Source organism: Micromonospora sp. WMMD1155, assembly GCF_029581275.1.
GTDB lineage: Bacteria > Actinomycetota > Actinomycetes > Mycobacteriales > Micromonosporaceae > Micromonospora.
Map to the genome: position 1 here is coordinate 1,823,985 of NZ_CP120742.1, position 25,758 is coordinate 1,849,742.

Genomic DNA, 25,758 nt, shown 5'->3' on the forward strand with positions numbered 1-25,758 from the left:
CTGACGCAAACCTCTTGATCACCGGGAGGGTCCGTAGGGTGGGCTAGTGACTGAGGGTGGACGGGTGGGCGGCGGCGGGGCCAGCAGCGCTGAGGAGCCTTGGCCGGTGCGGGTGGTCAGCCAGAAGGTGGGGGCCTGGATCGCCAAGCTGGGCTGGGTGTGGGTGGACGGGCAGGTGGCGCAGATCAGCCGCCGCCCGGGAGCCGGCACCGTGTTCCTCACCCTGCGCGACCCGTCGGCGGACCTGAGCCTGACCGTCACCACCAATCGGGACGTACTGGACGCCGGTGCACCGGAGCTGCGTGAGGGCGCCCGCGTGGTGCTGCACGCCAAGCCCGAGTTCTACGCCGCCCGGGGCACGCTGAGCCTGCGGGCCGACGAGATCCGCCAGGTCGGGCTCGGGGAGTTGCTGGCCCGGCTGGAGAAGCTCAAGAAGCTGCTCGCCGCCGAAGGGCTCTTTGACCGTGCCCGCAAGCGCCGACTGCCGTTCCTGCCCGGCCGGATCGGGCTCATCACCGGTCGCGCGTCGGCGGCGGAGCGGGACGTGCTGACGAACGCCCGGCGGCGCTGGCCCGCCGTGGAGTTCCGCACCGTCAACGTGGCCGTGCAGGGCCCGTCCGCCGTGCCGCAGATCGTGGACGCGCTCAAGGTGCTGGACGCCGACCCGACCATCGACGTGATCATCATCGCTCGGGGCGGTGGCGGCATCGAGGACCTGCTGCCCTTCTCCGACGAGGCGCTCTGCCGCGCGGTGTTCGGCTGCCGTACGCCGGTGGTCAGCGCGATCGGCCACGAGACCGACGCGCCCCTGATCGACTACGTCGCCGACGTCCGCGCCTCCACGCCGACCGACGCGGCCAAGCGGGTCGTCCCCGACCTCACCGAGGAGGTACGCCTCATCGGTCAGGCCCGGCACCGCCTCGAACGGGCGGTCCGCAACCTGGTGGACCGGGAGACCCACCGGCTCGACGGGCTGCGGTCCCGGCCGGTGTTGGCCCGCCCGCAGGTGATGGTGGAGCAACGGGCGACCGAGCTGACCGCGTTGCGCCAGCGGGCCGGCCGCTGCCTGGAGCACCGGCTCTCCGCCGCCGACGACGACCTGCGGCACACGGTGGCTCGGCTGCGCGCGCTCTCCCCCGCCGCCACCCTCGACCGGGGGTACGCGATCGTGCAGCGCGCCGACGGCCACGTGGTCCGCGCGGCGGCGGAGGTCGGCAAGGGCGACCCGCTGCGGGTACGACTGTCCGACGGCGAACTCGCCGCCACGGTGGACGGGTGAGCGCCGACCCGATGGAAGCGGTCAGCGCCGACCCGATGAGACGGGTGAGCGCCGATCGGGTGGAACGGCCGAGTGGCGACGCGGCGGAACGGCCGAGTGGCGACGCGGCGGAACGGCCGAGTGGCGACGCGGCGGAACGGCCGAGTGGCGACGCGGTGGCCTGGCGAGCGGTGTGTTGAGATGGACGCGATGACTGACGACACGAAGGCCGGGCCGGATGAGCGGCTCAGTTACGAGCAGGCCCGCGCCGAGCTGGCCTCGGTGGTCGAGCGGCTGGAGGCCGGCGGGACGTCCCTGGAGGAGTCCCTGGCGCTCTGGGAGCGCGGCGAGGCGCTGGCAGTGATCTGCCAACGCTGGCTGGACGGCGCGCGGGCGCGGATCGACGCCGCCCGCCAGGAGCCGGCCTCCTAAGAACCACCACCGCGCCGCCGGCCCCCAAGATCCGCGCAACATCGGCGATGTTGCTGTCTCCCTCAGGTCGGAGGCAGCAACATCAAGGTAGTTGCTCGGATCTTGGCGATTGGCGGGCGAGCAGCGAGCGCCGGTGGGGCGGGCGGAGCCGCCCCACCCGCGTACGTCAGTTGAAGAGGTTGTACAGCTCCGCCGGTGCCTCGACGACCTGGTCGGCTGGCGGCTTCTGCGCGGCGGTGGCGGCGCCGTAGTCGGAGTACGTCATCTTGATCTCCTGGGCGGCGGTCTGCCCGGCGGCCGGCAACTGCAGCACGAGCTCGCTGAGCCGGCCCTGCGGGTCCACCTTCGCGGTGAACGGGACCGTCTTCGCCTGGGTGCCCAACGCGGCGATCGTGGCGGCGTTGAGGGAGCCGGCCTCGGCGGCCTTGGTGACGTCGATGGTGCCGGCGTACGCGCCGGTGCCGGTGCTGCGTACCTCGGTGATGCCCTGGGTCAGCACCGCGCTGCCCGCCGGGTCGACCTTCTCGAAGTCGAAGCCGAGGTTGCGGTTGCCCTTGATCCGGGCCTGGTCCAGGTGCTGGTACTTGCCGAGGTTGAGCTGCTTGATCTCCGGCAGGCTGTTGGCGGTGGAACCGCTCAGCTCCAGCTTGACCCAGCTGTCCGGCTTGTAGTGGATCACGTCGAGCTTCATCGCCAGGTCGGACGAGGGGCCGCCGATGGCGATCTTCATGGCCGCGCTCTGGCTCGGCTGGTGGACCTGCCCCTCTACGGTCGAACCGACCCCGGTGAGGGCGAACCGGAAGTTGCCGTTACTGATCTCCTTGGTGGAGTCGAGCAGGGCCTGCTTGGCGTCACCCGCCGCCGGGGCACCGGACGGGCTCGCCGTGCCGGACGCGGTCACCGTCGGGGTCGCGGTCGAGCCGGCGGTGCCGGTGCCACCGTTGCCGCAGGCGGCCAGGGCGGGCGTGATCAATGCGGCGGCCACCAGGCCGGCGCCGAGTCGTCGGACAGTCATACGTGTCTCCCAAGAGGGTCACCCGACGACCTGGGCGGCGCCGGAAACCGGGCGACGCAGCAGCACCGTCGGCTGCGTCGCGCGACCCGGGCCGAGCAACGCGCCCGGGTCACTCCCTCTTTGTTCCCGCTTGACGCGTCGGACAATCACCCTTCTGTCCGGTTGCCCATATTCGCTGCCCACCAGGGGTCGGGTCAGCGCAGCGAGCCGGCCAACTCGCGCAGTTCGTTGTCCCGGGCGTCGCCGACGACGATCACCGTACGGTTCGGCTCCAGCAGGACCAGTGCCTGCTGGTTGTCCCGGGCGGTGTAGCGCTGCCAGGTGCGCCCGGCCAGCTCGGTGGGCCCCTGCGGCTGAGCCCGGTCGGTCAGCTCGGCGGGGAGCAGTCGCTCCGCCGGCACGCTGCTCTGCAGGAGCTGGACACCCTGGCCCTCCGGGGTGAGGTAGCCGAGCCGAAGGTTCGCGCCCCCCTCGACGGTCTGGTAGCGGGCGCTGACCGTCGACCAGTCGGAGCCGAGCCCCTGCGGCTGGCTCACCGGAAACACGTTCGCCGACCGGGCCTGCTCGATGGCCGGGGCCGGATCGACGGTCGTGGGCTGGTCGCCACCGAGGAAGCCCCGATAGAACGCCAGCAGCAGCGCGATCGGAACGAGCAGCACCAGCAGCGAGATCGCCATGTCCTTCGGCGAGCGCTCGGACTTGGCGGACACCACCGGCGGCGGCGTCGGGTCGATCGCGGCGGGCTCGCCACCGGCGCCGCTCGGGGCGTCGACCGGCGGCTGACCGTCGGGCGGCGTGCGGTCGGCGGGGGCGCGGTCGGCTGGCTGTGCGGGTTCCACCCCTCCATCTTCGCAGCAGCCCGACCGGCGGTATCCGGGCCATCACCGCCCCGCGCCGACGCCGGGTCGGCCATCGTGTGAGGATCAGCGACAAAGCCGACAGCGGAGACCGCCCCGCCGTCGGTCGTCCCCGCACCGTCGCGAGGAGGAGCAGCGTGATGACGAACACCAGGACGCGGATCCCGCAGGATCTCGACCGAAACCTGGCCCTCGACCTGGTACGGGTCACCGAGGCGGCGGCGATGGCCGCCGGTCGGTGGGTGGGCCGCGGCGACAAGGAGGGCGGCGACGGCGCCGCCGTCGACGCCATGCGCAAGCTGATCAACTCGATCCAGATGCGCGGCGTGGTGGTGATCGGCGAGGGCGAGAAGGACAACGCCCCGATGCTCTTCAACGGCGAGCACGTCGGCGACGGCACCGGTCCGGAGGTGGACGTCGCCGTCGACCCGGTCGACGGGACCACCCTGATGAGCAAGGGCATGCCGAACGCGGTGGCGGTGCTCGCCGTCTCCGAGCGGGGCGCGATGTTCGACCCCAGCGCCGTGTTCTACATGGAGAAGCTCGCCGTCGGCCCGGCGTACGCCGACGTGATCGACATCAACGCCGGGGTGGCCGCCAACCTGCACCGGATCGCCAAGGTCAAGGGCACCGACGTCTCCGAGGTGACGGTCTGCGTGCTGGACCGCAGCCGCCACGACGACCTGGTCGCGCAGATCCGCCGGACCGGGGCGGGTATCCGGTTCATCTCCGACGGCGACATCGCCGGCACCATCGCGGCCGCCCGGGGCGAGTCGGACGTCGACGTGCTGATGGGCATCGGCGGCACCCCGGAGGGCATCATCTCCGCCTGCGCGCTGAAGTGCATGGGCGGCGCGATGCAGGCCAAGCTCTGGCCGCGCGACGAGCAGGAGCGGGAGAAGGCGATCGCCGCCGGGCACGACCTGGACCGGGTGCTGGGCACCGACGACCTGGTCACCGGAGACAACTGCTTCTTCGTGGCCACCGGTGTCACCTCCGGGGATCTGCTGCGCGGGGTGCGCTACCGGGCGGGCGGCGCGTACACCCAGTCGATCGTGATGCGCTCGAAGAGCGGCACCATCCGGGTGATCGACTCGTACCACCGGCTGGAGAAGCTGGCGCTCTACTCCGCGGTCGACTTCGACGGCCGTCCCTTGGCCGAGCAGGAGTGACCACCGCCGACACGGCGGCCCCGCAGGTCCTGTCGGCCACTCGCCGGATCACCGGTGTCGCGCTGGCATCGATCTCCGGGGTCGCGGTGGCGGTGCAGTCACGCATCAACGGCGAGTTGGGGGTACGCCTCGCCGACGGTTTCGCCGCGGCGGTGGTGTCCTTCGGCGTGGGCCTGGTGGTGCTCCTGGTGCTGGTGCCCGCCACTCCCGGCGGACGGCGTGGCCTGGTCGCCTTGCGGCGTGCGCTGGCGAGCGGTGCACTGCGACCCTGGCAGTGCCTCGGCGGGATGTGCGGGGCGTTCCTGGTGGCCACCCAGGGCCTCACCATCGGTTCGCTGGGCGTGGCCGTCTTCACCGTCGCGGTGGTGGCCGGGCAGACCGGCAGCAGCCTCGCCGTGGACCGCGCGGGGATCGGGCCGACGGGCCGACAGCCGGTCACCCGACAGCGGCTGGCCGGCGCGGTGCTCACCGTGCTGGCTGTCGTCCTGGCGGTCGGTGACCGGCTCGAAGACCCGGGCATGCTGGCGCTCGCCCTGCTGCCCCTGCTCGCCGGGGTGGCCATCGCCTGGCAACAGGCGGTCAACGGACAGGTCCGGGCCGCGGCCGACAGCGCGTTGACGGCCACCCTGGTCAACTTCACCGTCGGCACTGTCACCCTGCTCGTGGCGTTCACGATCGACACGGCGGTACGCGGTTGGCCCACCGGGCAGCTACCCACCGAGCCGTGGCTCTACCTGGGCGGCCCGATCGGCATCGTGTTCATCGCGATCGCCGCCGCGATCGTGCGGTTCACCGGGGTGCTGTTGCTCGGTTTGGCCACCATCGCCGGGCAGATCGTGGGGGCCGTGCTGCTGGACCTGCTGCTGCCCACCGCGGCGTCGCACCCCGGCCTGAACACCCTGCTCGGGGCGGCGCTGACGATGGTCGCCGTGCTGGTCGCCGCGCTGGCGCCACCCGCCCGCCGCTGACACCGGGTCGGGGTCAGGGCGGCGGCACCCGCTGGTGCGGATGCGGCGCGTACGGCGGCGGATAGGGCGGGTAGGGCGGACTGGGCAGGTAGGGCGGCCTGTTCCGTCGGCCGCGCGTCAGGGTCGGGTCGACCAGCCCGGAGGTCAGGACGGCCAGCACCAGGCCCGGCACGGTGGCCAGCAGAGCCAACGACACGGCCGACCGGGTGTCCGGCGGGTGGCCGTTCACCCAGCCGATCAGCGGCACTCCGGCCAGGAGGACGGTGAACACGAGGCCGGCCAGCGTCCAGCCGACCCAGCGCGTCGTCGCGCCCTGGTACCAGGCGCGAACGGACACGACGACGGCCGGCGCGATGCCCACCGCCAGGGTGGCGGCCAACATGAACGACACCCCGACGAAATCGTCAGCCCGGGGCCAGAACGCCGACAACGCGAGGCCCGAGAGCAGCATCGGCAGGGCTCCGACCAACCCCCACCAGATCCCGCCACCCGCACGGCGGACGGCGAGCGAACTCGCCACCAGGACGACCAGGGCGCCGAGGCTCACGGCGAGCACCACGGCGAGCAGCAGATCGAACGTCCGGGTGCGAGGGCTGCTGCCGTCCAGGCTGGGCGGGTCCTCCCAGTGGATCGCGCTACGGCCGCCCTCGAAGAGGAAGCCGTCCCGCTGCCATTCCCCGTCCGGCAGGCGACGGAGGAAGCCGTCCCGGCCGTTGGCGACCAGCACCTCGTGGCCACCGCCGGCGAGGGGATGGACGATCAGTTCGCGGGAGGCGAAGTGGCGGCCGATGTCGCCCGGATTGTCTGACTGGCGGGCCAGCGCCTCCCGCTTCCCGTCCGGCACCTCCCAGGCCACCCGCCAGGTGACCCCGGCGTCGTCGCTCTGCTCCACCCGCAGGTGCCCGGTGACCACCCGGTAGCAACGGCGGGAATCGTCCGGTGCGCAGCCCTGCCGACGCGGCGAGTCCTGATCGTTCAGCCGCTGCTGCTCGTCCACTGTGGCCGCGCGCCAGGTGGCCGCGCCGCTGTCGCTGACCGCCCACACCCCGTCCGACGGACTGGTCGGCCAGTTCTGTGAGCTGTAGCCGCTGCCGACCGAGATCGCGGGCTTGCCGTCGAGCATCGCGGTTCCCAGGGCGTAGGGGTACCAGACGGCGCTGGTGGCGGCCACGGCCAGCAACGCCGGTGGCAGCACCACGAGCATCCGGGCCACCCGCGCGGCCCGCTGCCGCACCGGACGCTCGCGGGCACGCGTCCAGCTCCACCAGGCCAGGCCGAGGGCCGGCAGGGTGAGCAGGTCGGTCCAGTCGGCCCGGACCAGCGACGGCCCGGCCAGCACGGTCCAGGCCGAGGAGGCGAGCTCCGCCGCGTACCCGTTGGATTTGACCATCGCGAACCCGGCGCCCACCGCGACCAGGCCGGCCACCGCGGCGATCCGGGCCGGCATTCGCGGCACCAGGAGGGTCAGCAACACCGCGACCAGCGGCGGAGCGAGCACCAGCCCGGCGACGTCGCTCAGCTTGCCGGTCAGCAGCCCGGGGAAGGCGGGTTTCCACACGTGGTCGTTGACCAGCAGCAGGACCAGGGCGAGCAGCGTGGTGGGGTGGCAGAGCCAGGACAGGGTCGTCGGTGCGCCGTCGAGCCGTGCCTCGGGACCGGTCATTCACTCAGGGTCCGGTGAGTGCGTCTCGGTCCGGCCACGGGCCGGTCTGCTTCCGGTACCGTCGGTCAGCCGGCGTCGGAGGAGTGCCCCGGGAAGAGGTGTGCGCTCGGGTCGATCGCCACGGCGGCGTTGTTGACGGCTGTCGCCGCCTCGCCGAAGCCGGTCGCGATCAGCCGGACCTTGCCCGGGTATTCGGTGATGTCACCGGCCGCGAAGACCCGCGGCAGGTTCGTCGCCATCGCGCTGTCCACCAGGATGTGCCGTCGGTCCAGGTGGAGCCCCCACTCGGCGAGCGGGCCCAGGTCGGCGGTGAAGCCGAGGGCCGCCACCACGATGTCCACCGGCAGCGTCTCGGCCGCGCCGCCCCGCACCGTCACCTCGGCGCCGGTCACCGTGGTGTCGCCGAGCAGCCGGGTGACCTCGGCGTTGACCACCACGCGTATCGGCAGCGACAGCACCCGGGCGACAGTCGAGGCGTGGGCCCGGAACTTCTCCCGGCGGTGCACCAGGGTCACCGAACGGGCCAACGGTTGCAGCGTCAACGCCCAGTCGAAGGCGGAGTCGCCACCGCCGACGATCAGCACGTCCCGGTCGGCCAGCTCGGTGGGCTCGGTGACGAAGTAGACGATCCCCGTGCCGGGAGCCCCGTCCGCGCACGGCAGCGGCCGGGGGCTGAAGCTGCCGAGCCCACCGGTGATCACGACCGCCCCGCAGCTGAGCTGCTCGCCTCCGGCCAGGCCGAGCACCGGTCGACCGTCGGCGTACGAGAGTTTCTCGGCTCGGCTGCCCAGTAGGTATCGGGGGTTGAACGGAGCCGCCTGGGCGACGAGGTTGGCCACCAGGTCACGGCCCTTGACGGCGGGAAAGCCGGCCACGTCGAGGATCAACTTCTCCGGGTACATCGCGGTGACCTGACCGCCCGGCTCCGGCAGCGCGTCGATCACCGCCACCGACAGACCCCGGAACCCGGCGTAGTACGCGGCGAAGAGCCCGGCCGGACCGGCCCCGATCACGGCGACATCGACCTCACGCATGGCGCACCGTCGCTTTCCGCTTACGGATCAACGCTTGCTGATCTCGACCGTAGGCGGGCGGCGGCGGTCGGGCAAGGACGTCCCAGGGGCGCGCCGAGGATTCGGTCAGGGCAGGCTGAGGGTGGAACCCGAGTAGTCCGGCCCCTCCACGGTGGGCCGCCGTCGCCGGAACAGGATCGCCGCGACGACACCGCCGAGCAGCCCGAACAGGTGCCCCTGCCAGGAGATCCGCTCGTCGGTGGGGAGGATGCCGACCAGTTGCCAGCCGTAGAGCAGGCCGACCAGGAGGACGACAGCGAAGTTCCACCAGCTCCGCTCGACGATGCCCCGGGTGAGCAGGATGCCGAGGTAGCCGAAGATGACGCCGCTCGCGCCGACCACCACCGAGTTGGGCGAGCCGGTGAACCAGACGCCGAGACCGCTGACCAGGATGATGACGAGCGTCGACCAGAGGAAGCGGCGCGCTCCGGCGGCCAGGACGAACGTGCCCAGCAGGATCAGCGGGATGCTGTTGCTGTAGAGGTGGTCGAAGCCGTGGTGCAGGAACGGGGAGAAGAAGACACCGTCCAGCCCGTCGATGCGTTGCGGGATGATGCCGGCCGTGGCGTCCAGGCCGAACGCGAGGCCCTGGTCGGCGGCCTCGATGAGGAAGAGGAACGGGACCACCGCGCACATGGCGACGAAGGCCCGGCCGAGCGCGGCGTAGAACGCCTCGGTGCCGAACCGGTAGGGGTCGCCGTTTGACGGGTGCAGGGTCACGCTACAACTGCTATCAGCAAAAGCGGGCGACCGCCACTCGCGTCCCGTACGAGCAGACCGGTGTACGGGCGACGGCAGGGCGGTGGACTGCCACCCGCCCTGCCGTCGATCCGTCAGTAGTGGTTGTTGTTCTGGAAGTAGGTCCAGGCGCCGCAGGGCGTCTTGTACCGGCCCTTGATGTAGCTCAGTCCCCACTTGATCTGGGTGGCCGGGTTCGTCTGCCAGTCGTCGCCGAAGGCGCTCATCTTGTTGCCCGGGTACGCCTGCGGGATGCCGTACGCGCCGGACGAGGAGTTGCGGGCCTTGTGGTTCCAGCCGCTCTCCTTGTTCCAGAGCTTCTCCAGGCAGGGGAACTCGGCGATGCCGAAGCCCGAGTCGATCATCAGCGCGCAGCCGATCTTGCGGTTGCCGCTGTACTCCTCGCAGGACGCCGGGATCGGCCCGTCGTACGGCTTCGTGGGAGCGTTCGCCGCGTCGCGCTCGCGCTTGCGGGACGCCGCGGCGGCCTCGGCCCGACGGGCCCGCTCGGCGGCTTCCTTGGCGGCCTGCGCCGCGCGCAGCTTGGCCTGGTATTCGGCGGCCCGCTGCTGGGCGAACTTCACCTGGTGGGTGGCCTGCCGCTCGCGCTGGTACGCGAGATCGGCCCGGTCGACCTCGTGGCTGACCTGCTCGGCCAGACCCTGTTGCTGGGTTTCCCGGTTCTCGCCCAGGTAGAAGCCACCGGCCACGCCCACGGAGAGCAGGGCAACGGCGGCCGTACGGGCACCCAACCGGCTCCACAGCCGACTCACGAAGTGGTCCCTTCGTCGGGGGCAAGGACGTGGCCCGGCGCGGGCCGCAGGGGCCGTCAGCCGTGCCACGAGCGCCCCGACCGGTTGCCGGTCGCGCCGACGCACCGACCGCCGCCGATGCCGTCCCGCTCGGGACGAACGATCACCAACGATGCGCATGGTGCGTGGACGCTCGTGGGACACGATTGCGCACAGTGAGGCCGATGGGAAACCGGACGACAGGTTTGTGATCTGCGCCACACTGAAAATATGGACAAAAGCACCTAAAGGGTCGTCAGATCGGGATGTCCTCCAGCAGATCGGTCACCATCGCGGCGATCGGCGAACGCTCCGAACGGCTGAGCGTGACGTGCGCGAAGAGTGGATGGCCCTTGAGCGCCTCGATGACGGCGGTGACCCCGTCGTGCCGGCCGACCCGTAGGTTGTCCCGCTGGGCCACGTCGTGGGTGAGCACCACCCGGGAGCCCTGCCCGATCCGGGACAGCACCGTCAACAGCACCCCACGCTCCAACGACTGGGCCTCGTCCACGATCACGTAGGCGTCGTGCAGGCTGCGGCCCCGGATGTGGGTCAGCGGCAACACCTCGAGGATGCCCCGCGAGGTGACCTCCTCCAGCACGTTCTCGTGCACCACCGCGCCGAGGGTGTCGAAGACCGCTTGGGCCCACGGTGACATCTTCTCCGACTCCGAGCCCGGCAGGTAACCCAACTCCTGCCCACCGACGGCGTAGAGCGGGCGGAACACGATCACCTTCTTGTGCCGGCGACGCTCCATGACCGCCTCCAGCCCGGCGCAGAGCGCCAGCGCCGACTTGCCGGTGCCGGCCCGGCCGCCCATCGAGACGATCCCGATCGACTCGTCGAGCAGCAGGTCGAGGGCTATCCGCTGCTCGGCCGAGCGGCCGTGCAGCCCGAACGCCTCCCGGTCGCCCCGGACCAGCCGGACCGACTTGTCCGGCAGCACCCGGCCGAGCGCGGAACCACGGCCCGAGTGCAGCACCAGGCCGGTGTGGCAGGGCAACCCGGCCGCCTCGTCGAGGTCGAGCGTCTCGCCGCCGTACAACCGGCCGATCTGCTCGTCGCTCAACTCCATCTCGGACATGCCGGTCCAGGTCGGGTCGCTGGCCTGGCCGTGGCGGTACTCGTCGGCGCGCAGACCCACCGAGGCCGCCTTCACCCGCAGCGGCATGTCCTTGCTGACCAGGGTCACCTCCCGCCCCTCGGCGGCGAGGTTGAGGGCGACGGAGAGGATCCGGGCGTCGTTGCTCTCGTTGCGGAAGCCGGGCGGCAGCACCCCGTCGTCGGTGTGGTTCAGCTCCACCCGCAGGGTGCCGCCCGCGTCGTTGGCGGGCACCGGAGTATCCAGGCGGCCGTGCCGGATGCGCAGGTCGTCGAGCATCCGCAGGGACTGCCGGGCGAACCAGCCCAACTCCGGGTGATGCCGCTTGCCCTCCAACTCGGTGATGACCACCAGGGGCAGCACCACCTCGTGCTCGGCGAACCGGTGGAACGCCGCCGGATCGGAGAGCAGCACGGACGTGTCCAGGACAAAGGCCTGGCCTGCTGGTCGCGGCTCCTTGGGGTCGGCCGGCGCGGCGGCCGCCGAACGGCGGCTCCTGGTGGCACGGCGGGTCGTGGCAGTCGCGGCCGGGGTCTGGTCGGCACCGGCAGGGGTACGGCGAGTCGTCACAGGCCTGCTCCGACGGATGGGCACCCGCCACCCGCGTTCCGCCTCCTCCGGTGCCCGGGGACACGGGGTCGGATGCGGAACCCCGTGCGCGAGGTCGCAGATCCGGGCGGACCGGCTGGCTCGGGAGAACCCCGTGCCATGCCTAGACGCTAGCCGCGCCGGACCCTCTCGGCTAGGGGCTGACGTGGATCTCCCAAGACCTGTGCGTGAACACCCCTCCGTCGGGGCGCTCACCAGCCGGAAGGCACTGCGGCGGGCGCGGCGGAACCGGCCGGGATGCATGCCCCCTGCGCGCATCCCGGCCGGTGGGGCCACCGTCACCGGTCTGACGTGACCCCGACGGTGCGTGTCCGCCGCGGACGACGCACCGCGTTCGTGGCGGCGGTCGGCGGGCGTCGCCCGCGGACCGACCTCAACCGGTACGTCGGACGAGCGTGCCGGTCGGGTGCCGCCCGGTGATCGGGGCGGCCGGTGTGGTGAACGACGAGCCGGTGTACGTGGTGCCGGGTCGGGGGGCGACAGCGCCCGAGCGGGCGACGCTCGCCGGCGCGACCGACAGGGCCGACGCGATCGCCGCCTGGGCGTCGCGGCGGCGCCTGTTCCAGGCGCCCCGGTCGCCGTCGAAGTAGCCCTGCCGGTAGCCGAAGCGGTAGCCGATGCGGTAGCTCAGCTGCCCGTGCAGGCGACCGGCGGCATAGCTGGTGGCACCGAGCACCAGGACGAGGAAGACCGCGAGGAAGGGGCTCATCGGGCAGCTCCGGCCCCGCTCGGACGCCGGGTCATCGCTCCTCCGGCTCGATCGTGGTGGGATCCGCGACGAGCAGCCGGTCCAGGTCGTCGGTGCTGACCTCCTCGACCAGCTCGACGCTGATCCGACAGCCGTCGAGGACGACCTCGGCCACCGAGGAGCGGCGGATCTCACCGCCGGCGTCGTAGACCCGGACGCTCAGCTCAGGGCAGCCGAGATGGGTACGCCAGGCGTTCCACTCGGCACGATCGCCGACACTCAGCGACAGATAACGGCAGCCTCGGGCGAGGTAGAGGCGCCAGGGGGCGGTCAGCCCCGCGGCCACCCCCTCGGCGATCAGCCCGAAGGCCTGGGCGCGGGTGGCGAGCTCGGTCACCACACCCCCTCGGCACCGGGGGCATGACGCATGTGAGCACCAATCGTCTCATGCACGTGACACACCGTAGATTGTCCCATGGGCGTGACAGTATCAGCTTTTCGTCCCCTTACGTTGACCACTACGGGCATCTATTCTGCCCGCGTGACGCCCCTCAACAAAGCAGTCGAATCGTTTACCGGAAATCCGAAGGTCCCGTCACGTCTGCGTGACAATGGCGAGCCGAGGCGCGCGCTCGACTCCGGCTGGCCGTACGGTCACGGGGTGACCGAGACGGCCAATGCGCGGAAGATCGCCTTCGCCACCTTCGTCCGGCGCGCCCTGGACGAGGCGCGGGCGACCCGTGCCTGGAGCGGCACCGAGGTGTCCCGGCGCACCGGCGTCTCCCGACAGACGATCAACCGGTGGGTCCGGGGCGACTGGGCCAGCGACCCGGAGGCCGAGCGGGTGGTCGCCTTCTGCGAGGGCCTGGGGTTGAACCCCGCCGCCGCGTTCGCGGCGCTCGGCTGGGACCGCACCGCGACCGGTCCCCGCACCGGTCAGCCCGCCCCTCCGATGGACCCCGACGTCGAGGCTCTGCTGCGTCGACTGGTCGACCCGAACGTGTCGGACGCGGAGAAGTTCCACATCCGCGAAACCATCAGATACCTCGCATACCGCCCAACGTTGCCGGTCGATGTCCGAAAAAGGGGCAATCAAGCCGGGTAGTTCCTCAGATAGCGAAAGAACGCCTGGTCAGGTTCATTCGTTTACCTCCGGGGCAGGAACGGGCACGCTAGCGTCCCTATTCGTACTGCTTGGGCTCGTCATCGGCGGGGGGACGGGACAAGGCCGAACCCAGCCCTGCGGGACAGAAGGAGGGGTCTGTCCATGACCCTGAAATGGTTGGCAGTCGTGGTCGCGACGGTGTCGATGACACTGTGGGCGACCGGCAACGCGGTGACTCTCGCAGTCGAGGGCGGGCAACTTCCGCTGCTCGTCAATCTCTTCGCGCTCATCGCCGCCGGCACCGCGGTCGTCCTGGCCGTCGTCGCCGAGCTGCACGAGCGTCTGAACGACCGGATCACCGCCCTCACCGAGTTCCTGGTGGCACGGCTCAACGAGATCGAGAACCACACCGGTGATCGCAACACCGGGTTCGTGGAGGGCTACCTGCTGAGCCACGGCCAGGAGGCAGCGGTGGTGCCGTTCGGGCGGCGCGGACGGGGAGCCGCCGAACGCTGATCGCCCACCACCGAACGGGTCCGCTCGGCCAGGAATGAGCCCCGATCGCCGGGGTACGCTGACGCGCGTGCCGCCGTTGAATCTGGGCAATCAGCAGCCGAGGACCCCGTTGAACGCCGACCAGGCCTGGCGGACGACCGCCAGCCGGGCGGCCGGGACCGTGCTCTTCTTCGACTTCGACGGCACGCTCGCGCCCGTCGACGACGATCCGACCGCGGTCCGCCCGGCGCCCAAGGCGCTGACCGCGATCGAGGCGTTGGCCCCGGTCGTGCGGCGGGTGGCGATCGTCTCCGCCCGACCCGTCGAGTTCCTCCGGGATCAGCTCGGCGGGCTCGACGGCGTGGACCTCTACGGCCTCTACGGGTTGGAGCACAGCCACTCCGGCGGGGAGACCGTCACCGAGCCGGCCGCGCTGCCCTGGGTGCCGACCATGGCGGAGCTGGCCGACCAGGCCCGGGCGGAGCTGCCACCCGGCACCCTGGTGGAGTACAAGCGGCTGTCCGTCGCGCTGCACTGGCGCACCGCCCCGCAGCTCGGCTCGACCGTGCAGCAGTGGGGTGAGACCCAGGCCGAACGGTTGGGCTTGCGGGTGCAGGCCGGGCGGATGGTGCTGGAGCTCAAGCCGCCCGTCGACCGGGACAAGGGCATGGTCATCGGCGAGGCGATCAAGGACGCCACCGGCGCCTGGTACTTCGGTGACGACGTCTCCGACATCAAGGCTTTCGCCGCGCTGCGTGCCCGCGCCGCCGCCGACCCGGACTTCCTCGGCGTGTGTGTGGCGGTGGCCAACCCGGAGACCGGCCACGAGGTGGCCAACGCCGCCGACCTGACCATCGAGTCGCCGGCCGCCCTGGGCGACTTCCTCACCCAGGCACTGACCCACCTGTCCTGACCGGCCGGGTCGGCGACGGTCGCGTCGCCGGCCCGTTCAGGCGCCGTAGCGGCGCTGCCTGGTGGCGTACGACCGGAGTGCCCGCAGGAAGTCGATGTGCCGGAAATCCGGCCAGTTGAGTTCGCAGAAGTAGAACTCCGAGTGCGCGGACTGCCAGAGCATGAAGCCGGACAGCCGCTGCTCGCCACTGGTGCGGATGACCAGGTCAGGGTCGGGCTGGCCACGGGTGTAGAGGTGCTCGGAGATGTGCTCGACGTCCAGCACCTCGGCCAACTCCTCGAGCGTGCCGCCGGAGGCGGCATGCTCCAGCAGCAGCGAGCGGACCGCGTCGGTGATCTCCCGGCGACCGCCGTACCCCACGGCGATGTTGACCTCCGCGCCGCCGCTGCGCTCGCGGGTGCGCTCCTCGGCGCCCTTGAGGGCCGCCGCGGTCTGCGCCGGCAGCAGGTCGAGCGCCCCGACGATGCGCAGCCGCCAGGGGTTTCCCTCCTCGGCCAGCTCCACCACCAGGTCCTCAATGATCTTGAGGAGTGGGTCCAGCTCACTGGCCGGACGGCGCAGGTTGTCGGTGGCCAGCAGATAGAGGGTGACGTGCCCGACGCCGGCCTGGTCGCACCAGCCGAGAACGTGCTTGATCTTCGCCGCGCCGACCCGGTGCCCGTCGTTGGGGTCGACGAAGCCCATCTCCCTCGCCCATCGGCGGTTGCCGTCGCACATCACCCCGACGTGGCGGGGCACCGGCTTACCGGCGAGCTTCGCCGTGAGCCGGCGCTCGTACACGGAGTAGATAAGGTTCCGCAGCGTCATCACCTTGCAGCGTAGCGACCCTTCTCCCAGATCACTGCCTCGGAGCCCCACCACGGCCGGCCAGACCGATGCCGATCATCGCCAGCGTGCGTCCGTTGAGACGCCCGTCACCCAGGCCCAGCTCGACCACGTCGTAGAACACCCGGTCGTCCCGGCGGGCAGCCCGGACCGCCGCGTCCACCACCCGCCGCCGCCGCGCCAACCAGGCGGCGAACGAGCTGTGCCGCAGGTGGGTGCCGAGGCGGCGACGCAGTCCGTGGGCGTAACGGATGGCGGCCTCCTCGGGTGACCGGGCCGCTGCCGCGCCGGCCAGCGCACCGGACAGCAGCGCGTAGAAGATGCCCTCACCGGTGAACGGATTGATCAACGACAGCGCGTCCCCGGCCAGCAGGGTGCGACCCCGACCCGGTGCCGGTCGGTGGGTGGACAGGGGCAGATGGTGGGCCCGCAACGCGGTCACCGTCGCCAGGTCGGTGCCGGGCAGCAGTGCGGCCAGCCGGTCCAGCAGGTAGGCGCGGCTCAACGGCTCACCGCGCAGCACCTCCCCGTACCCGACGTTGGCCCGCCCGTCGCCGATCGGGAACGACCAGGCGTACGCCGGCCAGCGCGCCTGCGAGGTGACGATGAGCTGCTCGGACGGGCCGGGCAGAGCCGGGGCGTACCCCCGGATGGCGAGCGCCAGGTGCCGGTCGGGATTCTGCGGGTGACCGAGCGCACGCCGCACCACCGACCCGGCGCCGTCCGCCCCCACCACCACCCGTCCGGACAGTTCCCCGTCGAGCACCACCCGGTCGGCGCGCGGCTCGACCCGGCGCACGGTGTGCCGACGTAGCTGGGCGCCGGCCGCCACGGCAGCCGCCACGAGACGCGCGTCGAAGACCTCCCGCGGCACGGTGTACGCGGGTCGGGGCAGCGCCCGGGCCACCGCACCGCCCCCCGGCGCGATCATGCGTAACGCGGGCAGCGGCGCGTATCCCGCCACCGCCTCGGTCACCCCCAGCTCGGCGAGCACGTCCACCGAGTGCGCGGCGATCCCGTCGCCACACGCCTTGTCGCGGGGGAAGTCGGCCCGGTCCAACAGCAGCACGCTGGCACCCGCCCGGCGAGCGGTGAGCGCGGCGGCCGCCCCCGCCGGCCCGGCTCCCACCACCACCACGTCGAACTCGTCGCTCACCGCGCCTCCCTCCGGTCCGACCCGGCGCGTCCGCTTCCGCCGCCGTCGACGCGGTCGGCCTTGCGGTCGGCCGGACGTCGGCCGCTGTGACCGACGCCACCCGTCATCCTGCCCCCTGTCCGCCCCTGACGAGCGCTCCCGCACCGGCCCGGCAGGTCTCACCCGCCCCCTTTGCTCTGCACCCACGGACGCGACGGTTACCGTCCGCAACCGGTGCATATAGGAGTGCAGAGCAAAGGAGGGAATGGGCAAGGGCTGGGCCGTGGTCAGCCGACGGGTCGGCGTCCAGCGGCGTCGGTGTGGGGCCCGCCGTGGTCAGGGTTGACGGTCGGGTCGGGCTGCGTCGGAGGCACGCCCCGCCCGGCGCAGGCCGTAGAGGGCCAGCGCCGCGGCGGCGAGCAGCGGGCCGCCGTCGCGGACCAGGCCGTCCACGCCCAGCAGCCACCAGCACAGCGGCAGGTCCACCGCGAGGACGGCCACGGTGACGGCGACCAGCAGGCCACGCGCCCAGTCCTTGTCCCGCATCAGGAAGGCGGTGCAGAACAGCACCGCGTAGCTCGCGGCGATGCCCGCTCCGAACCAGAACAGCACTGCCGGTACCGCGCTCAGCCGCCCGTCCAGGATGGATCCCCCGGCCACCAGGGCCGGCACCAGCATCAGCGGGCTGTAGGTGAAGGCCGCCACCCGGCTGGTCAACAGCCAGGTGTTGGCCTGCGGTCGGCGCGGAGGGGTCTCCCGCCAGGAGATGCCGGCCCGGTCGATGACGAGCCGGGGGCGGTGCCGGACCAGGTGGCCGGCCAGCGCCGACGAGCGGTAGAGCAGCCAGACCACCGTGGCGCAGAGCGCGCTGAGCACGGCGAAGCCGAGCAGGCCGGGCAACGGCGGCACCCCCTGCCGGGGCACGATCAGACGGCCGACCGCGAAGATCGTGGTCACCGCGAGGATCAAGCCGAACGGTCGGGCCACCGTGCGGCCCCGCCGGACGTGCGCGATCAGCAGCAGGAAGCCGAACGAGCGCAGCATCGCCCAGCCGGTGCGTACGGCCAGACCGAAGCCCTGCTCCGGGGCGTACCACCAGTTGAGCAGCTCGACCGCGACGGTGGCCGCCGCCGTCGTCGCCAGCAGGATGGTGAGCGCCCGGACGGCGGACGGCCGCCGGACCTCGGTCTCGGCGGCCGTCCTCATGGGATCCGGTGATGCCCGGAGGGGCAGGTCTTCACACCTAGCGCTGCGGCTGCACGGCATCCAGGCGGGCGCGCAGCGCGTCCAGCTCGGCCCAGAGCACGCCGGGCAGCTTGTCACCGAACTTCTCGAACCACTCGGTGATCATCGGCAGCTCGTTGCGCCACTCGTCCGGATCGACCTTGAGGGCGATCCGGACGTCCTCCGGGGTCATGTCCAGACCCTCGACGTCCAGCGCGTTCGGCGCGGGGACCATACCGACCGGCGTCTCGACCGCGTCGGCGGTGCCCTCGATCCGCTCGACGATCCACTTGAGCACCCGGGAGTTCTCCCCGAAGCCCGGCCAGAGGAACGAGCCGTCCGGGTCCTTACGGAACCAGTTGACGTAGTAGATCTTCGGCAGTTTCGCCTCGTCGCCGTCGGCGCCCTTGCCCATCTCGATCCAGTGCCGGAAGTAGTCGCCCGCGTGGTAGCCGATGAACGGCAGCATCGCCATCGGGTCGCGGCGGACCACGCCGACGGCGCCGGACGCGGCCGCGGTGGTCTCCGAGGAGAGCGTGGCACCCATGTAGACGCCGTGCACCCAGTCGCGGGCCTCGGTCACCAGCGGGACGGTGTCCTTGCGGCGCCCACCGAAGAGGATCGCGTCGATCGGCACGCCGTTCGGGTCGAAGTACTCGTCGGCGAGGATCGGGCACTGGGTGATCGGGGTGCAGAAACGGCTGTTCGCGTGGGAGGAGAGGCTGTCGCTCTCCGGCGTCCAGTCGTTGCCCTTCCAGTCGATCAGGTGTGCCGGCGGCTCCCCCATGCCCTCCCACCAGATGTCACCGTCGTCGGTGAGACCCACGTTGGTGAAGATGGAGTTGCCCCGGTCCAGGGTGCGCATGGCGTTGGCGTTGGTCTTCCAGTCGGTGCCGGGCGCGACACCGAAGAGGCCGTACTCCGGGTTCACCGCGTACAGGCGGCCGTCCGGGCCGAACCGCATCCAGGCGATGTCGTCGCCGATGGTCTCGACCTTCCAACCCGGGATGGTCGGCTCCACCATGGCCAGGTTGGTCTTACCGCAGGCGGACGGGAACGCGCCGGCGATGTGGTAGACCCGGCCCTCCGGCGAGGTGATCTTGAGGATCAGCATGTGCTCGGCGAGCCAACCCTCGTCCCGGCCCATCACGCTGGCGATCCGCAGGGAGTAGCACTTCTTGCCGAGCAGCGAGTTTCCGCCGTACCCCGAGCCGTACGACCAGATCTCCCGGGTCTCCGGGAAGTGCGAGATGTACTTGGTCTCGTTGCACGGCCAGGCCACGTCCTGCTGGCCCGGGGCGAGCGGCGCGCCGATCGAGTGCAGGGCGTGCACGAAGTCCGCGTCGTCACCCATCGCCTCGAGGACCCGCGCGCCCATCCGCGTCATGATCCGCATGGAGGCGACCACGTACGGGCTGTCGGTGATCTCGACACCGAACATCGGAGACTCGGCCTCGACCGGGCCCATCACGAACGGGATGACGTACATCGTGCGACCGCGCATCGAGCCCCGGTACAGATCCGTCATCGTCCGCTTCATCTCGGCCGGCGCCATCCAGTTGTTGGTGGGGCCGGCGTCCGCCTCGTCGACGGAGCAGATGTAGGTACGCTCCTCGACCCGGGCGACATCGGACGGGTCGGTACGGGCGTAGAACGAGTTGGGCTTCTTCTCCGGGTTCAGCCGGATCAGCGTCCCGGCCTCCACCAGCTCGTCGGTGAGGCGGCGCCACTCCTCGTCGGACCCGTCCACCCACACGACACGGTCGGGGGTGGTCAGTTCTGCGACCTCACGGACCCAGGCGAGCAGTTTCGGGTGGGACGTCGGGGCCTGATCGATACCCCGCACAACAGCCGGAGCAACCATGACACATCTCCTTGTGGTCGACGCTGACCGATCTATGGGATGCACGAGACTCAGCGGCGCGATGCGTCGCCTTCGTGGAAACCTGGGATTGGCCTCAGCGTAAACCGGACAGCGTTCCGAGTCAGTGGGACTGGTTGTGAAGAACTGCACAAGCTACGGCTACGCTGCGGCATCGCGAGCTGATACCCGCTTTCCCGCGCAGTTTCACGCAAATCTTGTTGTGCACTCCGGCGGACTCTTGGTGCGGCCGGGCGTGGCCATGCCCTGCCGACCGGTGCGTGGATTCCCGTTCCGGGCCGCGACAGTCCTCCCAATTGGTTACGCTGCGTTCAACCGTTCCGCACACGGCGCTGGGCTCCCGTGTGCGGCCACACCCGCTCGCGGTTGCTACCCCGCTGACCGGGCCACAGCCGGTAGGCTCGCCCCGTGGCCGCCACGATGACCGGGGAGCAACCGGGTTCCCGGCAGACCCGACCGGGTCTGGTCGGCAAACTGCTGGACCGTTTCGGTCACCTCGTTCGCGAGATGAGCAAGTTCGCCACCGTGGGCGGCATCGCCTTCCTCATCGACTTCGCGCTCTTCAACTACCTGACGAGCAGTCGCGGCGTGGAGGAGTTGACGGCGAAGACGATCTCCACGGTGATCGCGGCCTCCGTCGCCTTCCTGGGCAACCGGTTCTGGACGTGGCGCCACCGCCAGCGCAACAACCCGGCCCGCGAGTACGCGCTGTTCTTCCTGTTCAACGCGGTCGGCCTGGGCATCGCGGTGGCCTGCCTCGCGATCAGTCGGTACGGGCTCGGCAGCATCTGGCCGGCCGTGTTCGAGACGCGCCTGGCCGACAACGTGGCCAGCTACATCGTCGGCACCGGGCTCGGCACGCTGTTCCGATTCTGGTCGTACCGGCGGTTCGTCTTCGTCGAAGCGGGAACCCCAACCCTTCCGCCGGTCATGCCCGACCGTGACCACGGGGCGTGACCTGCCGCCTACCCTGTTCGGCCGGTGATCGCCGGCCGCCACGACTGCCCTAAGGTGTTTCGCATGCGTCTTGTCCGTCTGCTGCCTGAGCGCTGGCAGAAGTTCATCCACGAGGCGCTCAAGTTCGGCATCGTCGGCGGCATCAACACCGTCATCAATTACGCGGTGTTCAATGCCCTTGCACTGACCGTTTTCGTTAACGGCCAGTTGAAGGCAACAGTGGTCGCGACCATTGTCGCCACGATCACGTCGTACCTCATGAATCGGCACTGGACGTACCGGGATCGTCCGAAATCGGCACTTCGTCGGGAATACCTCCTTTTCTTCCTCTTCAATGGCGCCGGCCTGCTCATTGAGCTCGGCGCGGTGGCTGCCGCCAAGTACGGCCTCGGCGTGCACGGCCTGCTCGCCCTGAACGTGGCAAAGACCGTCGGCGTCCTGCTCGCCACGCTGTTCCGGTTCTGGTCCTACCGGACGTTCGTCTTCCAGCCGGTCGCGGCGATCGAGGACGAGACGAAGCCGGATTCCACCTGGCACGACATCCCGCGCGACGAGTGGGACACCATGGCCGAGATGGACCCGGTCGCCGAACTCGCCGAATCCGTCTCCGAGTTGGAGGAGGCGGAGGCCGCGCACCGCGGCGACCCACCGCCCGGCGCCCCCACCCAGGGGCGGCCCGCCCGGCTGAGCGTCAGCCCCGCCGCCGACTTGGACGCGGAACTCGCCGCGGAGCTGCACGTCGGCACTCGCCGCTCACCCCGCCGGTGACGGCACCCGCCGCACGCTCCGGCACCGGGCAACCCGCAGAGCTGTTCTTCGAGGATCTCGTCCCCGGGCTGACCGTCGACCTCGGCGTGGTGACCGTGGACGGCGACGAGATGGTCGCGTTCGCCCGTCGCTTCGACCCGCAGTGGTACCACGTCGACCCCGACCTGGCCGGGCGGAGTCGGCACGGCGGGCTGATCGCGAGTGGTTTCTACACCGTCAGCCTGTTCATGCGCGCCTACGTCGACCATCTGCTGTCCCGGGCGGCGGCGGACGCCTCGCCCGGCCTGGAGGAGCTGCGCTGGCTCGCTCCCGTGCGCGCCGGCGACCGGCTCGCCGTACGGGTCGACGTGATGGGTGCCCGACCGTCCACCGCCCGGCCGGGGCTCGGCACCGTCAGCCTCACCGGCACCATGCTCCGCCTCGGCCCGGACGACCGGCCCGAGCAGGAGGTGCTCCGGACCCGGTTCCGTGGCTGGTTCGCCGCGCGACCGACCGGGGGCGACACTCCCGCCCCGGACCTGCCCGGTGCGGGCGCACCGGCGGCCGACCAGCCGCCGTCCAGCAACCCGGCCCAGACCGACCCGGCCCGGGCCACTCCGGCCGGGGCCGTGCCGCCCGCGAGCGGCCCGCCCAGCGTCGAAACCCGGAACTGACCCGCCCCGACGTCGGTCCGGGCGGGTCACGGTCGTCGCTGACGGATCAGGTCGTGGTGTCGCGCAGCGGCTTACCCTCGCGCATGTCGGCGAGGATGTCGCGCATCTCCCCGTCGCCGAGCGAGTGCTTGTCGTGCTGCGCCTCGACCAACTCGTAGAGGGTCGTCTGCACCCGGCCGACCCCGGGCACGTCGGCGAGCACCGACTGGCCACGCTCCCCGGCCGACTCGATGGTGAGCGTGCCGCAGCCCAGCAGACGCTCGAAGAAGTGCTGGTTCATCGAGTGGTCGTTGATCCGGGTGAGCGGGAGGTCCCGCCGGTCCCGGGAGAAGACACCCTGCTGCAACAGCACACGCTCGTTGGTGAACAGGTAGTGGGTGGTACGCCAGACCAGGAACGGCCACAGACCGAGCCAGAGCACCGCGACCAGGGCGATCGCCCCGATCACGGCCAGGGCGATCGAACCGCCGCTGCTCTCGGGCAGCAGCAGCACGCCGACCACCACTGCGGCGATGGCCAGCACCAGCACCACGATCGGCCGGATCAGCGCCTTCCAGTGCGGATGCAGGTGCAGCACGACGTGCTCGTCCTTGGTGAGCACGTCTTCGGGAAACGCCACGGCAAACCTCCAACGCCATCTTCTCGACGCGCAGACGGTAAACCCCCCAGAGCCCACCACGACATCCGCCACGCGGCCCCACCCCGCACTTCACGATCTTGCAAGGTGGGCGGCCGGTCACGGCCGTCGTGCGGTCGACGCCGGCCGCGCGATCAGCGCAGGTGCAGGACGTCACCCGCGGCCAGAGTGCGGGTGGTGGCGGCGGTGGCCACCTGGAGTTGGCCGTCCCGGTCCACCCCCGTGGCGGTGCCGGTCAGCACCTCGCCGTCGGGGAGCATGACGCGCACCTCACGGCCGACAGTCGAACAGGCCGCCAGGTAGGCGTCCCGCAGGCCGCTGGCCACCGCGTCCCCGCCCGCCGAACGCCACCTGTCGTACCAGTCGGCCACCGAGCGGAGCAGGGCCCGCAGCAGCGGATCCCGGTCGGTGGCCGCCGCGCCGGCGAGCTGAAGCGACGTGGCCGGCAGCCCGGTCGGGTTCACCGGCAGCTCGTCGGCGCGCAGCGTCACGTTGAGCCCGATGCCGAGCACGATGGCCGCCGGTTCGTCAGCCGAACGCCCCGGCACCACCTCGGCCAACACGCCCGCGCACTTCGCGCCGTCGATCAGCAGGTCGTTGGGCCACTTCAGGGCGGCCTCCAGCTCGGCCAGCCGGGCCACCGCCTCCACCAGCGCCACACCGGCCAGCAACGGCAGCCAGCCGTACCCCGTCGGTGGCACCGGCAGCCAACCGCGGTCCGGCACGGCCTCGCCGGGCCGCAGCAGCACGCTCGTGGTGATGCCGGCCCGAGCCGGCGACTGCCAGACCCGACCGCGACGGCCACGCCCGGCGGTCTGCTGCTCGGCGACCACGACCAGGCCCTCGGGCTCACCGACCCGAGCGGCCTCGGCCACGTCGGCGTTGGTGGAGCCGGTCTCGGTGCGCAGCTCCAGCCGGGCCCACGGCCCGTTCGGCGCGACCAACGCGCGGCGCAGCCGGGCCGCCGACAGCGGCGGGCGATCCAGATCGGTGTACGGGGAGCCCGGCATCCCGTCAGCCTACGGCGGCGGCCGTGTCGGCACTGAGGCGTACTGCACAGCGGCACCCACCTGAACCATCGTTATATTCCCTGGGTGACTACCGAGACCGGGACCAACATCCACAGCACCGCGGGCAAGCTGGCGGACCTGGAGCGCCGGGTCGACGAGGCGGTGCACGCCGGGTCGGCCCGCGCGGTCGAGAAGCAGCACGCGCGCGGCAAGAGGACCGCCCGTGAGCGGATCGAGATGCTCCTCGACGAGGGCTCCTTCGTCGAGCTGGACGAGCTGGCCCGGCACCGGTCCACGGCCTTCGGGCTGGAGAAGAGCCGCCCGTACGGCGACGGGGTGGTCACCGGCTACGGCACGGTGGACGGCCGGCAGGTGTGCGTCTTCGCACAGGACTTCACGGTCTTCGGCGGCTCACTCGGTGAGGTCTTCGGCGAGAAGATCGTCAAGGTGATGGACCTGGCCATGAAGATCGGCTGCCCGGTGGTCGGCATCAACGACTCCGGTGGCGCCCGCATCCAGGAGGGCGTGGTCTCGCTCGGCCTCTACGGGGAGATCTTCTTCCGCAACGTACGGGCCTCCGGTGTCATCCCGCAGATCTCGCTGGTGATGGGCCCCTGCGCCGGTGGCGCCGTCTACTCGCCCGCGGTCACCGACTTCACCGTGATGGTCGACCAGACCTCGCACATGTTCATCACCGGCCCGGACGTGATCAAGACGGTGACCGGCGAGGACGTCGGCATGGAGGAGTTGGGCGGGGCCCGTACCCACAACTCCCGCAGCGGCAACGCGCACTACCTCGCCAGCGACGAGGAGGACGCCGTCGACTACGTGAAGGCGCTGCTGTCGTACCTGCCGTCGAACAACCTCGACGAGCCGGTCGTCATCGACGCCACCGCCGCGCTGGAGATCAGCGACGAGGACCGTGAGCTGGACACCCTGATCCCGGACTCTGCCAACCAGCCGTACGACATCCACACGGTGATCGAGCACGTCCTGGACGACGGGGAGTTCCTCGAAGTCCAGCCGCTCTACGCGCAGAACATCGTGGTCGGCTACGGCCGGGTCGAAGGGCGGCCGGTGGGCGTGGTCGCCAACCAGCCGATGCACTTCGCCGGCACCCTGGACATCGCCGCCTCGGAGAAGGCCGCCCGGTTCGTCCGCACCTGCGACGCGTTCAACATCCCCGTGCTGACCTTCGTGGACGTACCCGGCTTCCTGCCCGGCACCGGCCAGGAGTGGGACGGCATCATCCGTCGGGGCGCCAAGCTCATCTACGCGTACGCCGAGGCGACCGTCCCCAAGGTCACCGTGATCACCCGCAAGGCGTACGGCGGGGCGTACGACGTGATGGGTTCCAAGCACCTCGGCGCGGACCTGAACTTCGCCTGGCCGACAGCGCAGATCGCGGTGATGGGCGCGCAGGGAGCGGTGAACATCCTCTACCGCTCCGAGCTGGCCGGTGCCGACGACCCGGCGGCGGTCCGGGCCGAGAAGATCGCCGAGTACGAGGACACCCTGGCCAACCCGTACGTGGCGGCCGAACGCGGGTACGTCGACGCGGTCATCCCGCCGCACGAGACGCGTACCCAGATCGTGCGAGCGCTGCGCGTCCTGCGTACCAAGCGGGAGACCCTGCCCCCGAAGAAGCACGGCAACATCCCACTCTGATCTCACCGGTACCCGCCCTGACCCTCGGCCGAGGCCCTTGGCCTGGCCTGGTCCCCCTGCGCCTGGCCCGGCCTGCGCGAAGCCCGCACCCACTCCACGCAACATCGGGGATGTTGCTGC

The 25,758-nt window shown here is 71.2% G+C and carries 26 protein-coding genes and 1 pseudogene; 12 read left to right on the plus strand and 15 right to left on the minus strand.

What is annotated here, in order from left to right; all coding sequences use genetic code 11:
- Positions 1–46: 46 nt before the first annotated feature.
- Genes xseA through O7617_RS08035 form a run of 3 tightly spaced genes read left to right on the plus strand, consistent with a single transcriptional unit; the run spans position 47 to position 1,690 of the window.
- The gene (gene xseA / locus O7617_RS08025; RefSeq protein ID WP_282262551.1) at positions 47–1,279 is read left to right on the plus strand and encodes an exodeoxyribonuclease VII large subunit; all 1,233 of its coding nucleotides are present in this window, start codon (positions 47–49) and stop codon (positions 1,277–1,279) included.
- Complete coding sequence (locus tag O7617_RS08030) at positions 1,276–1,458, plus strand: hypothetical protein (protein WP_282262552.1); 183 nt, start codon at positions 1,276–1,278, stop codon at positions 1,456–1,458. The genes xseA and O7617_RS08030 overlap by 4 nt, the downstream gene beginning before the upstream one ends.
- 10 nt (positions 1,459–1,468) lie before the next feature.
- Positions 1,469–1,690 (plus strand): exodeoxyribonuclease VII small subunit, encoded by a 222-nt coding sequence (locus tag O7617_RS08035; protein ID WP_030328827.1) that lies wholly within the window; start codon positions 1,469–1,471, stop codon positions 1,688–1,690.
- 166 nt (positions 1,691–1,856) lie between these two features.
- Here O7617_RS08035 and O7617_RS08040 read toward each other — a convergent pair whose 3' ends face one another.
- Both O7617_RS08040 and O7617_RS08045 read right to left on the minus strand, forming a co-directional pair.
- Positions 1,857–2,705: a hypothetical protein gene (locus tag O7617_RS08040; RefSeq protein WP_282262553.1), complete on the minus strand. Its 849-nt coding sequence runs from the start codon at positions 2,703–2,705 to the stop codon at positions 1,857–1,859.
- 194 nt (positions 2,706–2,899) lie between these two features.
- Positions 2,900–3,544: a DUF4245 domain-containing protein gene (locus O7617_RS08045; RefSeq protein WP_282262554.1), complete on the minus strand. Its 645-nt coding sequence runs from the start codon at positions 3,542–3,544 to the stop codon at positions 2,900–2,902.
- Between the two features lie 158 nt (positions 3,545–3,702).
- Between O7617_RS08045 and glpX the strand changes: the two genes are divergently transcribed.
- Complete coding sequence (glpX, locus tag O7617_RS08050) at positions 3,703–4,734, plus strand: class II fructose-bisphosphatase (protein WP_282262556.1); 1,032 nt, start codon at positions 3,703–3,705, stop codon at positions 4,732–4,734.
- Complete coding sequence (locus O7617_RS08055; RefSeq protein WP_282262558.1) at positions 4,731–5,702, plus strand: DMT family transporter; 972 nt, start codon at positions 4,731–4,733, stop codon at positions 5,700–5,702. The genes glpX and O7617_RS08055 overlap by 4 nt, the downstream gene beginning before the upstream one ends.
- 13 nt (positions 5,703–5,715) lie before the next feature.
- Here O7617_RS08055 and O7617_RS08060 read toward each other — a convergent pair whose 3' ends face one another.
- The 7 genes from O7617_RS08060 to O7617_RS08090 all read right to left on the minus strand — a co-directional run bounded on the left by O7617_RS08060 (position 5,716) and on the right by O7617_RS08090 (position 12,763).
- Positions 5,716–7,365 (minus strand): hypothetical protein, encoded by a 1,650-nt coding sequence (locus tag O7617_RS08060; protein ID WP_282262559.1) that lies wholly within the window; start codon positions 7,363–7,365, stop codon positions 5,716–5,718.
- A gap of 65 nt (positions 7,366–7,430) precedes the next feature.
- The gene (locus O7617_RS08065; RefSeq protein WP_282262560.1) at positions 7,431–8,399 is read right to left on the minus strand and encodes an NAD(P)/FAD-dependent oxidoreductase; all 969 of its coding nucleotides are present in this window, start codon (positions 8,397–8,399) and stop codon (positions 7,431–7,433) included.
- 105 nt (positions 8,400–8,504) lie between these two features.
- Positions 8,505–9,158 (minus strand): rhomboid family intramembrane serine protease, encoded by a 654-nt coding sequence (locus O7617_RS08070; RefSeq protein WP_278137494.1) that lies wholly within the window; start codon positions 9,156–9,158, stop codon positions 8,505–8,507.
- A gap of 113 nt (positions 9,159–9,271) precedes the next feature.
- Positions 9,272–9,949, minus strand: coding sequence for a transglycosylase SLT domain-containing protein (locus tag O7617_RS08075; RefSeq protein ID WP_282262566.1), 678 nt, complete (start codon positions 9,947–9,949; stop codon positions 9,272–9,274).
- A gap of 274 nt (positions 9,950–10,223) precedes the next feature.
- A complete protein-coding gene (locus O7617_RS08080) occupies positions 10,224–11,639 on the minus strand; it encodes a PhoH family protein (protein ID WP_088986339.1) in 1,416 nt (471 codons plus the stop codon).
- Positions 11,640–12,051: 412 nt separating this feature from the next.
- Positions 12,052–12,387 (minus strand): hypothetical protein, encoded by a 336-nt coding sequence (locus tag O7617_RS08085; RefSeq protein WP_282262569.1) that lies wholly within the window; start codon positions 12,385–12,387, stop codon positions 12,052–12,054.
- A 31-nt stretch (positions 12,388–12,418) separates the two neighbouring features.
- Complete coding sequence (locus tag O7617_RS08090) at positions 12,419–12,763, minus strand: hypothetical protein (RefSeq protein WP_030328857.1); 345 nt, start codon at positions 12,761–12,763, stop codon at positions 12,419–12,421.
- Positions 12,764–13,027: 264 nt separating this feature from the next.
- Between O7617_RS08090 and O7617_RS08095 the strand changes: the two genes are divergently transcribed.
- The 3 genes from O7617_RS08095 to otsB all read left to right on the plus strand — a co-directional run bounded on the left by O7617_RS08095 (position 13,028) and on the right by otsB (position 14,879).
- Positions 13,028–13,471 (plus strand): XRE family transcriptional regulator, encoded by a 444-nt coding sequence (locus O7617_RS08095; RefSeq protein ID WP_282262570.1) that lies wholly within the window; start codon positions 13,028–13,030, stop codon positions 13,469–13,471.
- A gap of 162 nt (positions 13,472–13,633) precedes the next feature.
- Positions 13,634–13,987, plus strand: coding sequence for a hypothetical protein (locus O7617_RS08100; protein WP_282262573.1), 354 nt, complete (start codon positions 13,634–13,636; stop codon positions 13,985–13,987).
- A gap of 67 nt (positions 13,988–14,054) precedes the next feature.
- Positions 14,055–14,879, plus strand: a complete 825-nt coding sequence (otsB, locus tag O7617_RS08105) for a trehalose-phosphatase (RefSeq protein ID WP_282262574.1) — start codon at positions 14,055–14,057, stop codon at positions 14,877–14,879.
- A 36-nt stretch (positions 14,880–14,915) separates the two neighbouring features.
- Here otsB and O7617_RS08110 read toward each other — a convergent pair whose 3' ends face one another.
- The 4 genes from O7617_RS08110 to O7617_RS08125 form a co-directional block, all read right to left on the minus strand.
- The gene (locus tag O7617_RS08110; protein ID WP_088986344.1) at positions 14,916–15,686 is read right to left on the minus strand and encodes an isoprenyl transferase; all 771 of its coding nucleotides are present in this window, start codon (positions 15,684–15,686) and stop codon (positions 14,916–14,918) included.
- 31 nt (positions 15,687–15,717) lie between these two features.
- Positions 15,718–16,860, minus strand: a complete 1,143-nt coding sequence (locus O7617_RS08115) for a geranylgeranyl reductase family protein (RefSeq protein WP_282262575.1) — start codon at positions 16,858–16,860, stop codon at positions 15,718–15,720.
- Positions 16,861–17,175: 315 nt separating this feature from the next.
- A complete protein-coding gene (locus O7617_RS08120) occupies positions 17,176–18,045 on the minus strand; it encodes a hypothetical protein (protein WP_282262576.1) in 870 nt (289 codons plus the stop codon).
- A gap of 37 nt (positions 18,046–18,082) precedes the next feature.
- Positions 18,083–19,927 carry a phosphoenolpyruvate carboxykinase (GTP) gene (locus O7617_RS08125; protein ID WP_282262577.1) on the minus strand — a complete coding sequence of 615 codons (1,845 nt, stop codon included), beginning with the start codon at positions 19,925–19,927 and terminating at the stop codon, positions 18,083–18,085.
- Positions 19,928–20,063: 136 nt separating this feature from the next.
- Here O7617_RS08125 and O7617_RS08130 point away from each other — a divergent pair.
- From O7617_RS08130 to O7617_RS08140, 3 genes and pseudogenes are all read left to right on the plus strand, one after another.
- Positions 20,064–20,902: pseudogene (locus tag O7617_RS08130) on the plus strand (GtrA family protein).
- Positions 20,903–20,965: 63 nt separating this feature from the next.
- Positions 20,966–21,670, plus strand: coding sequence for a GtrA family protein (locus tag O7617_RS08135; protein ID WP_282264672.1), 705 nt, complete (start codon positions 20,966–20,968; stop codon positions 21,668–21,670).
- Positions 21,667–22,323, plus strand: a complete 657-nt coding sequence (locus tag O7617_RS08140) for a MaoC/PaaZ C-terminal domain-containing protein (protein WP_282262579.1) — start codon at positions 21,667–21,669, stop codon at positions 22,321–22,323. The genes O7617_RS08135 and O7617_RS08140 overlap by 4 nt, the downstream gene beginning before the upstream one ends.
- 46 nt (positions 22,324–22,369) lie before the next feature.
- On the opposite strand, the gene O7617_RS08145 is transcribed toward O7617_RS08140, so the two are convergent.
- A complete protein-coding gene (locus tag O7617_RS08145; RefSeq protein ID WP_282262580.1) occupies positions 22,370–22,942 on the minus strand; it encodes a PH domain-containing protein in 573 nt (190 codons plus the stop codon).
- 152 nt (positions 22,943–23,094) lie between these two features.
- Positions 23,095–23,970, minus strand: a complete 876-nt coding sequence (locus O7617_RS08150; protein WP_282262581.1) for a biotin--[acetyl-CoA-carboxylase] ligase — start codon at positions 23,968–23,970, stop codon at positions 23,095–23,097.
- An 84-nt stretch (positions 23,971–24,054) separates the two neighbouring features.
- On the opposite strand from O7617_RS08150, the gene O7617_RS08155 reads away from it, so the two are divergent.
- Positions 24,055–25,638 (plus strand): acyl-CoA carboxylase subunit beta, encoded by a 1,584-nt coding sequence (locus O7617_RS08155; protein ID WP_282262582.1) that lies wholly within the window; start codon positions 24,055–24,057, stop codon positions 25,636–25,638.
- Positions 25,639–25,758 lie beyond the last annotated feature (120 nt).